The organism is Flavobacterium sp. FlaQc-28 (assembly GCF_044007415.1).
In the GTDB taxonomy this organism is placed as follows: domain Bacteria; phylum Bacteroidota; class Bacteroidia; order Flavobacteriales; family Flavobacteriaceae; genus Flavobacterium.
Genome location: NZ_JBIPCM010000010.1, coordinates 58,353 through 70,470, shown reverse-complemented (window position 1 = coordinate 70,470; position 12,118 = coordinate 58,353). Strand labels below are relative to the sequence as shown.

At 32.9% G+C, this 12,118-nt stretch carries 13 protein-coding genes; 3 read left to right on the top strand and 10 right to left on the bottom strand.

The window, feature by feature from the left end; all coding sequences use genetic code 11:
- Positions 1-8 precede the first annotated feature (8 nt).
- Together ACHRVL_RS20555 and ACHRVL_RS20550 are read right to left on the bottom strand one after the other, a co-directional pair.
- Positions 9-1,088 (bottom strand): glycosyltransferase family 9 protein, encoded by a 1,080-nt coding sequence (locus tag ACHRVL_RS20555; protein WP_395415200.1) that lies wholly within the window; start codon positions 1,086-1,088, stop codon positions 9-11.
- Between the two features lie 259 nt (positions 1,089-1,347).
- Positions 1,348-2,142 (bottom strand): DUF2797 domain-containing protein, encoded by a 795-nt coding sequence (locus ACHRVL_RS20550; protein ID WP_129055154.1) that lies wholly within the window; start codon positions 2,140-2,142, stop codon positions 1,348-1,350.
- A 225-nt stretch (positions 2,143-2,367) separates the two neighbouring features.
- Between ACHRVL_RS20550 and ACHRVL_RS20545 the strand changes: the two genes are divergently transcribed.
- Positions 2,368-3,876 (top strand): GH3 auxin-responsive promoter family protein, encoded by a 1,509-nt coding sequence (locus tag ACHRVL_RS20545; RefSeq protein ID WP_395415198.1) that lies wholly within the window; start codon positions 2,368-2,370, stop codon positions 3,874-3,876.
- 50 nt (positions 3,877-3,926) lie between these two features.
- Positions 3,927-4,442 (top strand): hypothetical protein, encoded by a 516-nt coding sequence (locus ACHRVL_RS20540; RefSeq protein WP_395415197.1) that lies wholly within the window; start codon positions 3,927-3,929, stop codon positions 4,440-4,442.
- A gap of 366 nt (positions 4,443-4,808) precedes the next feature.
- On the opposite strand, the gene serB is transcribed toward ACHRVL_RS20540, so the two are convergent.
- From serB to ACHRVL_RS20510, 6 genes are all read right to left on the bottom strand, one after another.
- Positions 4,809-6,038 (bottom strand): phosphoserine phosphatase SerB, encoded by a 1,230-nt coding sequence (gene serB, locus ACHRVL_RS20535; RefSeq protein WP_395415195.1) that lies wholly within the window; start codon positions 6,036-6,038, stop codon positions 4,809-4,811.
- A 241-nt stretch (positions 6,039-6,279) separates the two neighbouring features.
- A complete protein-coding gene (locus tag ACHRVL_RS20530; RefSeq protein WP_395415193.1) occupies positions 6,280-6,717 on the bottom strand; it encodes a VOC family protein in 438 nt (145 codons plus the stop codon).
- 71 nt (positions 6,718-6,788) lie between these two features.
- The gene (locus ACHRVL_RS20525; RefSeq protein ID WP_395415191.1) at positions 6,789-7,232 is read right to left on the bottom strand and encodes an SRPBCC domain-containing protein; all 444 of its coding nucleotides are present in this window, start codon (positions 7,230-7,232) and stop codon (positions 6,789-6,791) included.
- 2 nt (positions 7,233-7,234) lie between these two features.
- Positions 7,235-7,642 (bottom strand): VOC family protein, encoded by a 408-nt coding sequence (locus ACHRVL_RS20520; RefSeq protein ID WP_395415189.1) that lies wholly within the window; start codon positions 7,640-7,642, stop codon positions 7,235-7,237.
- A 92-nt stretch (positions 7,643-7,734) separates the two neighbouring features.
- Entirely contained in the window at positions 7,735-8,139 is a 405-nt protein-coding gene (locus ACHRVL_RS20515) for an SRPBCC family protein (RefSeq protein WP_395415188.1), read from the bottom strand.
- A 41-nt stretch (positions 8,140-8,180) separates the two neighbouring features.
- Positions 8,181-8,591, bottom strand: a complete 411-nt coding sequence (locus ACHRVL_RS20510; RefSeq protein ID WP_395415186.1) for a VOC family protein — start codon at positions 8,589-8,591, stop codon at positions 8,181-8,183.
- Between the two features lie 143 nt (positions 8,592-8,734).
- Between ACHRVL_RS20510 and ACHRVL_RS20505 the strand changes: the two genes are divergently transcribed.
- On the top strand, positions 8,735-9,700 hold the full coding sequence (locus ACHRVL_RS20505) for a GlxA family transcriptional regulator (protein ID WP_395415184.1): 966 nt from the start codon (positions 8,735-8,737) through the stop codon (positions 9,698-9,700).
- 136 nt (positions 9,701-9,836) lie between these two features.
- Here ACHRVL_RS20505 and clpX read toward each other — a convergent pair whose 3' ends face one another.
- Together clpX and clpP are read right to left on the bottom strand one after the other, a co-directional pair.
- Positions 9,837-11,069, bottom strand: a complete 1,233-nt coding sequence (clpX, locus tag ACHRVL_RS20500) for an ATP-dependent Clp protease ATP-binding subunit ClpX (protein WP_089054474.1) — start codon at positions 11,067-11,069, stop codon at positions 9,837-9,839.
- A 177-nt stretch (positions 11,070-11,246) separates the two neighbouring features.
- Positions 11,247-11,921, bottom strand: coding sequence for an ATP-dependent Clp endopeptidase proteolytic subunit ClpP (gene clpP / locus ACHRVL_RS20495; RefSeq protein ID WP_089054473.1), 675 nt, complete (start codon positions 11,919-11,921; stop codon positions 11,247-11,249).
- Between the last annotated feature and the right edge of the window lie 197 nt (positions 11,922-12,118).

The following is a 12,118-nucleotide window of genomic DNA, read 5'->3' as shown; positions in this document are numbered from 1 at the left end:
ATGGTTTTTTAAATAGCTTTCGAAAAGATATTTAATTTACCATTGTTTAGAATTGAATTAATGGTTTTTATATAATCCTTTTTAGAATACAAATTGATGTCTATCCCTACGCTGCAATTATCATAAGGCTCATATTTTTGTATGTTTGAAACAGAAAACAAACCAATTGTAGGTGTTTGAACTGCGCTTGCCAAATGCATAATTCCGCTGTCAGCGCCAATAAACAAATCTGCATTTGCAATAACCGAACCTATTTCGCGAATATCTTTACTATAAAATGTCGGCGCTTTAAAATCAATTTGCGAGACATTTTCTACGGGTAAAATTTCAACAATATTATAGTTTTTATATTCTGCGGTAAGCTGCGAATAAAAAGATTCCCACCACTCTACAGATAAACATTTTGCGCCAGTTGCATAAGTAAAAATGCAAATTGTTCTTTTGGCATTAGAAACTAAATCATTTAGAATTTCTTTGCCTTCAGCAATTTCAGAAGAAGATAATTTAAGATCTATTGGAGCTATGATTTTATTGCTTTTTGCAAATCCTAGTTTCGTTAGATAATATCTGAAATTATAAACTGGATATTTTGCAATATGATTGTAGTCACTTTTTACAAGTTTAGATTCTTCAAATAAATCTCCAAAGAATTTGTATTTAGCATTTGAGAACTGGACCGCTAAACGTCCTGAAGAAGAATTTTGATCGACGTTGATCGCAATATCATATTTTCGTCTTTTTATCGAAATCCAAACATTTAGATATTTCAATAAACTTTTGAATGGCTTTTTGGGTAAATCAATAACTTTATCGATACAGTCGTAATTCTCAAAAATTACCGGCGCTAAAGTTCCCTTAACAAACAAATCGACTTTACAATTTGGAAACATTTCACTGACTTCCTGAACGAGAGGAGTGATCAGTAAAAGGTTTCCTAATCTGGCATTTGGTCTGCAGACTAAAACCCTTTTTATCTCCATTTTGTCTACTAAAACAAAACCGGGATCTTCCTTTGGTTTTCCAATATTCTTAGTCAGACTACGCATTATACTGCGCCTGTATTGATTTACTTTTGTTAGAACACTCATCTGTATCGAATAATTTATGAATTATTAAATCGCTCTTAATTTTAGAACAAAACCTCTAATGACTTGTTTCCAAATCTAGGTTCTTTATTTTTCTAAAAATAAATTCTTTCAATAAGCATTTATTACAAAATTGTAATCAAATGTATCAATATTTGCATCTTTATGTCTTTGGAAAGAACTATAAAATTACAATATTAATTTCATAAACAACAAAATACTAGATAGTTACACAATTAAAATCGACAGATGAACGAATTTTCTAGACGTTTATATTGACAACATAACCTTCAGAACCGCGAATATTAAAGACCGTTCCATTTTCGAAAATTAAGTATTGCCCTTTAATTCCAATTAATTTTCCTTGAAATGAAGGTGTTTTATCCAGATTCAAACTTGCTACTTTTGATGGATAATTTAAAACAGGATAATTTAGCTCGTATACATCGTTTTTCTCACTGTAGAAGTAATCTTTAACCTCAGCAGGGATTAGGTTTTCTACTTTTGCTTTTTCAAGAATCAAATCACAAGATTCTGCGGTACTCTGCAGCATCTTTCTCCAATTTGTTTTATCAGCATAATGATCTTTTAACGCAACCTCAGTAATACCGGCCAAATAACGATTTGGAACTTCAACAATTGTAATTGCCTGTGTCGCACCTTGATCGATCCATCGTGTCGGAACTTGCGTTTTACGCGTTACTCCTACTTTTATCTCGCTCGACAATGCCAGATAAACAATATGCGGCTGCAATTGTACTTTTTGTTCGTATTCTAAATCTCGATCAGCAACCCCTAAATGAGCAGTACTCAATTCTGGTCTCATGATCCAGTCGCCCACAGCTGGACTGGAATAAAAACACTCGTAACAAAAACCTTGTCTGTAGATTTTTTTCTTTTTATGGCAATTCAAACATTCGTAACCTGCAAAATTAATCTCAATCTCTTTATTCAATAACTGATTAACGTTGATAAAACTGTCCTCGAAAACCAAATAATATTGAATTGGGTTTCCTAGTTCAGTCTGCATTTTTGTAAGTACGCCTTGATATTGCATTTAATTTTAGGTTTTAGATTGCTGATTTAAAAATTTTAGATTCAGTTCTGAGAAGTTCGGCTTTTGAAGTAGAATCTTTGCCTTAAATAGAATTGTTTTTTGCAAAAAAACACTATTTTTGATACAACGGCAAAGTTAATATTTGTCTGTCGATATTCAAATTTTAAGTTTCGTGTTTTTTACGTCAATCTGTAAAGACTAACATCTAAAATCTAAAATTCACTCATGCCCTTATCCATTATAAATTCTTTCGCTTCTTGGGTCCTGAAACAAAGGATACATCAAATAGAACTTTTTCTAAAATATCCAAATGAAGTTCAAGAAGAACTCTTGCACAATTTATTGACTGCATCAGAAAATACAGTTGTAGGAAGACAGTATGACTTTGCTTCTATAAATTCTTATCAAACTTTTGCTGAAAGGGTTCCTATTTCAAGTTACGAAGAACTGCAGCCTTTAATTGAACGCACGCGTCAGGGTGAACAAGGTGTTTTTTGGGAGTCGCCAATTAAATGGTTTGCAAAATCAAGCGGTACTACTAATGCAAAAAGCAAATTTATTCCTGTTAGTAATGAAGCTTTAGAAGATTGTCATTATAAAGGGAGCAAAGACTTACTTTGTTTGTATTTGAATAATAATGAGGATTCTGAATTGTTTCTTGGAAAGAGTCTTCGCTTAGGCGGAAGTTCTCAAATTTATGAAAACAACAATACTTTCTTTGGCGATTTATCGGCAATTTTAATCGAGAATATGCCCATTTGGGCAGAATTCAGCAGTACGCCAAGCAGCAAAACCTCGTTAATGAGCGAATGGGAAACTAAAATCGCGGCAATTATAAATGAAACAAAAAACGAAAATGTAACGAGTTTTGCTGGAGTTCCGTCGTGGATGCTGGTTTTAATGAACAAAGTTTTAGAAAATACGGGCAAGCAAAGTTTATTAGAACTTTGGCCAAATCTTGAAGTTTATTTTCACGGAGGTGTAAGTTTTTCTCCTTACAGAGAACAATACAAGAAAATTTTGCCTAGTAAAGATTTTAAATATTACGAAATTTACAATGCTTCTGAAGGCTTTTTTGCGATTCAGGATTTAAACAATTCCAGCGATTTGTTATTAATGCTGGATTACGGCATTTTCTACGAGTTTATTCCAATGGAGACTTTTGGAACTTCAAATCAAAAAGTGGTTCGTTTAGCTGATGTCGAATTGAATAAAAACTACGCTATTGTTATTACAACCAATTCTGGTTTATGGCGTTATTTAATTGGAGATACGGTTCGCTTTACTTCTTTAAATCCTTATAGAATAAGAGTTACGGGCAGAACGAAACATCATATTAATGTTTTTGGCGAAGAATTAATGGTCGAAAACACAGATCAGGCAATTGCAAAAGCCTGCCAAATTACACATACTGAAGTTATCGATTATACGGTTGCTCCTATTTTTATGCAGGACAAGGAAAAAGGCGCACACGAATGGATGATAGAGTTCAAGAAAAAACCTGCCGATGTTGGTCTTTTCCAAAAAGTGCTGGATGAAACTTTACAATCTTTAAACTCTGATTATGAAGCGAAGCGCTACAACAATATGACACTAAATCCTTTGGTGATTAATGTAGCTCGCGAAAACTTGTTTTATGACTGGCTCAAAGAAAGAGATAAATTAGGCGGACAACATAAGATTCCGAGACTTTCGAATCAGAGGGACTATTTGGAGCAGTTGAAAGAAATGTAGAATTTGTCATTACTTAAACTAAAATAACCTTAAATCAAAAAATCTGATTCATGAAATTTAAATTTTTATTGTTATCACTTTTCCTTTTTCAATTTGTCAGTTCTCAATCGAAGCCAAACAACAATTTGAAAGAAATAAACAGAAATGGCTATAAGATTTTTTATAGTCCTGATTTGAGATTGGATGAAAGTGGAAGAAATGGAACAGAGTTTTACTTGTTTAGTCCCAAAGAAAATCAGGAAGACAACTTTACAGAAAATATAAACTTAACTATTCAAAATTTAGAAACTTTAGATATTGACTTAAATAAGTTTGTAGAAATATCTGAAGAGCAAATTAATACTTATGGAAAACTAATTGAAAGCAAACGAAATAAAACTGGTCAAAATGAATTCCATCTATTTATTTATGAAGCAAAAATGAATGGCTTTGAATTAAAGTTTTTGCAATATGATTTTGTTAAAAACAATAAAGCATACATCTTAACTTATACTGGTAAAAAAGATGATTTTAAAAAATTTCAAAACCAAATGGAAAAAATTATGCAGAGTTTCAAAGTAATATAATTTTTTTAGAACAGTTTCTTTTTATCTCACTAACGAGTCTTTCTCTTATGAAGATATTTATTAAAAATTACTCTTCCCTTTAAAAATACATAATTCCACAAACTTGCATGAGGGATAGCAGTGGAAATCCTTTTGTGCCAGGGTTCGGCACAAAAGATTGAAACGGATAGCCCGACCCAGAGGGGCATGCCCATAAAAAAACCTTAGCTTTTATTGAAAAACTAAGGTTTGTTTATTTTATTTAGATTCTATTTGTCATTTCGACGTAAGGAGAAATCTTCACGAGAAGCTCAACAAAGATTGGACTCACGTTGTGGAGTTACTTGCGAGGATTTCTCCTTACGTCGAAATGACAAACTGTTTTATTTACATCATATCAATATATCGATCATGATATCCTAAAAGATATAAAACGCCATCAAGTCCTAAACTTGAAATTGAGGTTGAAGCGCTTTCTTTTACTTTTGGTTTTGCGTGAAAAGCAATTCCTAAACCAGCTAAATTAAGCATTGGTAAATCGTTTGCTCCATCTCCAACAGCAATGGTTTGGTTGATGTGAATTCCTTCTTTTTCGGCGATAGCTTTTAGTAATTCAGCTTTCTTTTGTCCGTCTACGATATCACCCAAATATTTCCCTGTTAGTTTTCCGTCTTTAATCTCTAATCGATTAGCATGTACATAATCGATTCCAAGTTCTTTTTGAAGATAATCGCCAAAATAGGTAAATCCTCCTGAAAGAATTGCGGTTTTATAACCGTAATATTTTAGGGCTTTCATCAAACGATGCGCTCCTTGTGTAATTGGTAAGTTTACAGCAACATTATGCAAAACTTCTTCGCTCAAACCTTCTAACAAAGCCATACGTTGTTTGAAACTTTCGTTGAAATCAATTTCGCCATTCATTGCAGATTCTGTGATTGCTCTTACTTGAGGCCCTACTCCATTCAACTCTGCCAGTTCATCAATAACTTCTGTCTGAATTAAAGTTGAATCCATATCAAAGCATACTAAACGACGGTTTCGTCTGTAAATATTATCTTCCTGGAAAGAAATATCTACGTTTAAGGTTCTGGAAATTTCCATAAAACTTGCTGTCATGGCAATCTTATCTACAATATCTCCTGTTAGGGATAATTGTATGCAAGATCTTGGATATTCTTCTTTTTCGACAACAGAAGTTCTTCCTGTTAATCTTATTATAGAAACGATATTTAAATTTTGATCGGACAAAAGTTTTGCTACAGCAGCTAATTGCGAAGCCGCTAATTTTTCTCCTAGAATATTAATGATATAACGCTGCTTGGATTGTGTTTTTACCCACTTTTCGTAATCCTCAAGAGAAATTGGAATAAACTTTACTTTTACTTCTAATTCATAAGCTTTAAACAATAAATCTTTTAAAACTGGACCAGAAGTAGAACCTGCTTCGATCTCAAACAAAATTCCTAAAGAAAGCGTGTCATGAATATCGGCTTGTCCAATATCAAGAATAACAGCATCATAAGCCGCTAATACTGCTGTTAAACCAGCTGTAACTCCTGGTTTATCATGTCCTGAAACTTTTAACAAAATAATTTCTTTATTCTCTATTGCCATGTTATCTGAATTGATTTTACGAAGCGACAAAAATCGACAATCTCTTGATGATAAAAAAGAATAACAGTTATTTTTTACAGCAAAAAAGCACATAATAATGTGCTTTTTTGAGTAATTTAACAATTATGTTCCGCTATTAAAATAACGTAACAAAATTTAAGTTTGATTTTTTTTCAGCTTCGAATTCGTGATTTTTTTAAACACTATGCTTATACAATTCGTGAATTCACAGTGCTAAAAATTATTTTGGACTTTGGTCGAAGTTTACCATCCAGTTGATACCAAATTTATCCGTAAACATTCCGAAATAAGCACCCCAAAATGTTTTATCCATTGGCATAAAAACGTTCCCGCCTTCTGAAAGTCCGTTAAAAATTCGGTCTGCTTCTTCTGTGCTCTCAACATTAACCGAAACAGAAAAATTTCCTCCAAATTTAACATCACCTGATTGTTCGGTGCTGTCGCTTCCCATTAAGATGGTATTCCCAATAGGCAGTGAAACGTGCATGATACGGTTGGCTTCTTTTTCTGAAACTTGAGTACAACCGCCATCTTCAGCAGCAGGCATGTCTTTAAATTTTCCGATATATGGAAATTCTCCGCCAAATACGGATTTGTAATGTAGAAATGCTTCTTCGCAATTTCCATTAAAAACTAAATAAGGATTTACTGTTGTCATGATATTTTGTTTAATTGTTAATTATTAAATGTCTTCTCTTTGCTTTTTTGTTTGTTTCTATTTTCTTTCTTCTATCTTTCCTCTTCTGAAAGTTGTTTTACAACTTCTAGACCTCTAGGAAAAACATCTTTAAAATAATCTACAAATTTTTCGCCTGTATCAACCTGAGCAATCAAATCTGTAAATTCATCATCTTGAATTAATCTGTAGGTTTCCATTGCTCCGCTCCATTTTTTTGTTTCTTCATTGAGAGGCTGTTCTTTAAAATCTTTTATTTCGCCTATATGCTTAAAAGCCATATATTCGTTTGGTGTTTTTGTTTCGATTATACTATACATTCCTTCTCCGTTTGGTGACATAAAATGTATTTTATCACCTTCGTTCCAGTCGCTTATGGTATGAGATCCTTCGCAAAAAACACTTGTCCATTTTTTATACGTTTCCTCATCCCATAAAACACTCCAAACCTTTTCGGCTGGAGCTTTAATTCGTATTTTAAATTCTAAGGTTTCCATAATTAAGATAATTTAGCAAAATCCATAAATAAAACATTCCATCGATGACAGTCTGTATCAGCAAAACCGAAGCTATACATCCAGCCTTGACTTTCAGCAGGCGGAGCAAAAATAGTACCGCCGGCATCTTGCACTTTTTGAGCTAGTTCATCGACTTCTTCTTTACTTTCTGCATCAATCGAAATCAAAACTTCAGAGCTTAATTTTGTATCTGTTAAATTGTTTTGAGAGAAACTCGCAAAAAGCGATTCTTCAAAAAGCATTACCACAAATTTTCCTTCACCAACGATCATGCAAGTCGAACTTGGCGTATCATGTTCTTCATTAAAAGAGAATCCTATTTTCGAAAAAAAAGCTTTTGAAACTGCCACCTCTTTCACCGGCAGATTCAGCCATATTTGCTTTGTCATTTTTTGATGTTTTTTGTTATTTTTTTACTGCAAAGACGCTAAGTTTTTCCCTTTGAATCTTTGCTTCTCTACAACTTTGTTCCTTAAAAAAATTAATTGTTCTCTACATAACTTTTAAAGTTATCCAAAATGGCCTGCCATCCGCCGCGCTGCATTTCTTCAGGATTTTGAGTTTCTGGGTCAAAACTTTCAATTATTTCTATTCCATTTTCTGTTTCCTTAAAAGTAATTTCAACTTTTCTGCCGTCGGCCATTATGTATTCAATATTTTCTTTTGGCTGCACCAGTGTGTATTCACCTTCAAAATCAAAACTCATACTGCCATCTTTTGCTGCCATAGTCGATTTGAACTTTCCTCCTTTTTGCAAATCATTTTCGGCATAAGGTGTGTGCCAATCTGGAGAGGCAAAACTCCATTTTGTAATATGTTCTGGTAAAGTCCAAAAATCCCAAACTTTGTTTATTGATGCATTGACTGTATTTTGTACTGTTATCATTGTTTATATTTTTTAAAATTATACTTTGATTTATACTGTAATTACATTTGATCCGGAATCTGAGTTTCATCCATAAAGAAAACTTCCCAGTGATGTCCGTCTAAATCTAAAAAAGTTCTTTGATACATCCATCCATAATCGTTTGCTTTTTGATAATCTGTTCCTCCTGCTTTGACTGCTTTGTCTATTATTTTGTCGACCTCTTTACGTGTTTCAACAGAAATAGAAATAAGAACTTCGCTGGTTGTGTTTGAATCACAAATCTCTTTATCAGTAAACGTTTTATAAAACTCTTCAAGCAAAAGCATTACATTTATGTTTTTACCAATAACAATACAAGCTCCTTTTTCATTTGTAAATTTCAAATTGGTAGAAAACCCCAATTCATTAAAAAATGAAATTGCTCTTTTTAAATCTTTTACAGCAAGATTTATATAAATTTTTGTCTCCATAATATCTAAAGTTACAAATTATTTAAAGCAAATTTAGAATATTACTATCGGCTTTAGGATACAATAAAAGTCATCTTTAGGGGCATTTAAGACATTTTACTTACATTTGTTACACAGTTAATTTTCCAAAAAACCACAGAATCATGAGCAAAAGAGTAGGTTTAATCGTCCCTCACGACTATAAATTGTTGAGTATTGCTGCAATTTTAGAAGTATTTGAAACAGCCAATAAACTAAGTAAAGAACCCGAAAAACCATTTAATATTATGGTTTTTCAGTCGGCAGAACAAATTAATCAAGAAACTTTATTTGGATATGAAACGAACTCGATTGAAACTTCAAACAAGGTTTTAGATTTGATTTTGATTCCTGCTTTCACTACTGATGATATGAGCGGAATGATAGTGAAAAATAAAAACTTTATTCCGTGGTTAAAAAAACAGCACCAATCTGGAGCTGAGCTGGCGAGTTTTTGTACAGGAGCATTTTTATTTGCCGCATCCGGATTATTAAACGAAAAACTGGCTACTACTCATGTTGATGCCTGCAGTGCTTTTACAAAAGCTTTTCCGATGGTAAAATTAAAACCCGAAGAAACTTTAACTGCTGATGGCAGTTTGTATACAAGCGGCGGTTCGACCTCAACATTTCATTTGCTGATTCTTTTAGTTCAAAAATATTGCGGTAATGAAATTGCAGTACAAATTGCCAAGATTTTCTCTATTGATTTAAATCGATACAAACAAAGTTATTTCAGCACTTTTAGGCCAAACCATTTGCATAATGATACTTTGGTTGCCATGTTACAGCATAAAATTGAAAGTCAATATCACAGCATAGAAAAACTAGAAGAAATTACAAAAGACATTCCTACGAGTGCCAGAAACATGACACGTCGTTTTAAACAAGTTACTGGAATTCCACCAATTGAGTATCTGCAAAACATTCGAGTTGAAAGCTCTAAAAAATATCTTGAACAAACGCAGCTTTCGATTTCAGAAATTATTGAAAAAACTGGATATAATGACCCGAAGGCGTTTAGAAAGGTATTTTATAAAATGGTTGGAATGAAACCTATCGAATATCGAGAGAAGTTTAGAGTGCAATAGAAACTTTATTCACTAAGTAACTGCCGCCTTTGTCAAAATTCTAAAACTTTGACAAAGATATTTTCATCTTGAAAATTATGCATAAAAAAAACCTGCTCAAAAAATGAACAGGTTCTAAAAAAATATCTTTTAAAATTTACGAAGCAATTTCCATACGCTTCAATAAGTTTTTACTCAAAGTATGCTCTGCATAATCTTTATCGATTGATAAAACTTTATCATCAGAACTTGGCAGTTCGTACATTGCATCTGTTAAGATTGCTTCGCAAAGCGAACGTAATCCACGAGCTCCTAATTTATACTCTAATGCTTTATCAACAATAAAATCTAATGCTTCATCTGTAATGGTAAATTCAACTTCATCCATTAAAAATAATTTCTGATATTGTTTTACTAATGCATTTTTAGGCTGTGTTAAAATCGCACGAAGTGTTTCGCGATCTAACGGATCCATATGTGTTAAAACTGGCAAACGACCAATAATCTCTGGAATCAATCCAAAATCCTTAATATCTTTTGGAATAATATATTGCAGTAAATTGTCTTTGTCAATATTATCGACATTTTTAGATGTTGAATATCCAACTGCTTGACGGTTTAAACGTTTTGAAATAATACGCTCAACTCCATCAAAAGCACCACCAGCAATAAACAAAATGTTTTGAGTATTTACCTCTACAAATTTTTGATCTGGATGTTTACGTCCTCCTTTTGGCGGTACGTTTACAACTGTTCCTTCTAATAATTTTAATAATGCCTGCTGAACACCTTCTCCAGAAACGTCACGTGTTATTGATGGATTATCGCTCTTACGGGCAATTTTATCAATTTCATCAATAAACACAATTCCTCTTTCGGCTTTGGTTACATCATAATCGGCTGCTTGTAGTAAGCGTGTCAAAATACTTTCAACATCTTCTCCTACATAACCTGCCTCTGTTAATACAGTTGCATCAACAATAGCCAAAGGAACGTCTAACATTTTTGCGATTGTTTTAGCAACTAATGTTTTTCCTGTTCCGGTTTGACCAACCATGATAATGTTACTTTTTTCAATCTCTACTTCGTCGTCTAATTGCTGCTGCATTAAACGTTTGTAGTGATTGTAAACTGCAACCGACATTACTTTTTTAGTCTGGTCTTGTCCGATAACATATTGATCTAAGAACGCTCTAATTTCTTTTGGTTTCTTTAAAATTAAGTCACCAACAAGTTTTGAGCTTCCGCTTGATTTTAATTCTTCTAATACAATTCCGTGTGCTTGTTCAATACACTTATCACAGATATGTGCATTGATACCCGCGATTAATAAATTAGTTTCTGGCTTTTTTCTTCCACAAAACGAACATTCTAATACTACTTTTGCCATTCTTTATTTAAGTTACTAAGCTGCAAAGATACTAAGTTTCTAAGCTTTTTAATTTAAAACTTAAAAACTTAACTCCTTTACAGCTTAATATTTATTTTTTGTTTCAAGTTTAATTTTGTTTCAGGTTTCATGTCAATCTTAGAACATTAGTTCCTTCAACTTTCAACCTTTAAAAAATTATCCTCTTCTTAATACTTCATCAATCATTCCGTATTCTTTTGCTTCGTCAGCAATCATCCAGTAATCACGCTCACTGTCTTTGTGTACTTTATCAAAAGTTTGTCCTGAATGCTGCGAGATGATGTTGTATAATTCATCTTTCAATTTCAACATTTCGCGTAAGTTGATTTCCATATCAGTTGCAACTCCTTGGGCTCCTCCTGACGGCTGGTGAATCATAACTCTTGAATGTGGTAAAGCTGAACGTTTTCCTGCCGCTCCTGCGCATAATAAAACTGCTCCCATAGAAGCTGCCATTCCTGTACAAATTGTTGCTACGTCTGGCTTGATGTATTGCATCGTATCGTAAATTCCTAATCCTGCATAAACGCTTCCACCTGGAGAGTTTAAGTAAATTTGGATATCTTTTGAAGCATCAGCACTTTCTAAAAATAGTAATTGAGCCTGAACGATGTTTGCAATTTGATCATCGATACCTGTTCCTAAAAAAATAATTCTATCCATCATCAATCTTGAAAACACATCTAATTGAGAAATATTCAACTGACGTTCTTCGATAATATATGGAGTCATATTAGTTGGATTCATCGCAGCTATGATTTTGTCATAGTACATCGCGTTTACTCCTTGGTGCTTTGTAGCAAATTTTTTGAATTCTTTACCGTAGTTCATATGTATCTGTTCTAAGTTTTACTTTATTTAATGTATATATTCTTTCATCAAAGGTTGTACCTCTTTCTAAAGGATGTCAATTTGTCTTATTTTTTGTTTCAGGTTTCAGGTTTAGTTTGTTTCAAGTTAACTATATATTACATTTAAAACTTGAAACCTTAAACTTGAAACAAAAAATAAGCGTCGGCAGTAAAACT

Bases quoted from the DNA above. Each gene is read 5' to 3' on its own strand.
- ACHRVL_RS20545 (WP_395415198.1), top strand. From the start codon at position 2,368: ATGCCCTTATCCATTATAAATTCTTTCGCTTCTTGGGTCCTGAAACAA.
- clpX (WP_089054474.1), bottom strand. From the start codon at position 11,069: ATGGCAAAAGTAGTATTAGAATGTTCGTTTTGTGGAAGAAAAAAGCCA.
- ACHRVL_RS20530 (WP_395415193.1), bottom strand. From the start codon at position 6,717: ATGACAACAGTAAATCCTTATTTAGTTTTTAATGGAAATTGCGAAGAA.
- serB (WP_395415195.1), bottom strand. From the start codon at position 6,038: ATGGCAATAGAGAATAAAGAAATTATTTTGTTAAAAGTTTCAGGACAT.
- ACHRVL_RS20515 (WP_395415188.1), bottom strand. From the start codon at position 8,139: ATGATAACAGTACAAAATACAGTCAATGCATCAATAAACAAAGTTTGG.
- ACHRVL_RS20555 (WP_395415200.1), bottom strand. From the start codon at position 1,088: ATGAGTGTTCTAACAAAAGTAAATCAATACAGGCGCAGTATAATGCGT.
- ACHRVL_RS20505 (WP_395415184.1), top strand. From the start codon at position 8,735: ATGAGCAAAAGAGTAGGTTTAATCGTCCCTCACGACTATAAATTGTTG.
- ACHRVL_RS20510 (WP_395415186.1), bottom strand. From the start codon at position 8,591: ATGGAGACAAAAATTTATATAAATCTTGCTGTAAAAGATTTAAAAAGA.
- ACHRVL_RS20550 (WP_129055154.1), bottom strand. From the start codon at position 2,142: ATGCAATATCAAGGCGTACTTACAAAAATGCAGACTGAACTAGGAAAC.
- ACHRVL_RS20540 (WP_395415197.1), top strand. From the start codon at position 3,927: ATGAAATTTAAATTTTTATTGTTATCACTTTTCCTTTTTCAATTTGTC.
- ACHRVL_RS20520 (WP_395415189.1), bottom strand. From the start codon at position 7,642: ATGACAAAGCAAATATGGCTGAATCTGCCGGTGAAAGAGGTGGCAGTT.
- clpP (WP_089054473.1), bottom strand. From the start codon at position 11,921: ATGAACTACGGTAAAGAATTCAAAAAATTTGCTACAAAGCACCAAGGA.
- ACHRVL_RS20525 (WP_395415191.1), bottom strand. From the start codon at position 7,232: ATGGAAACCTTAGAATTTAAAATACGAATTAAAGCTCCAGCCGAAAAG.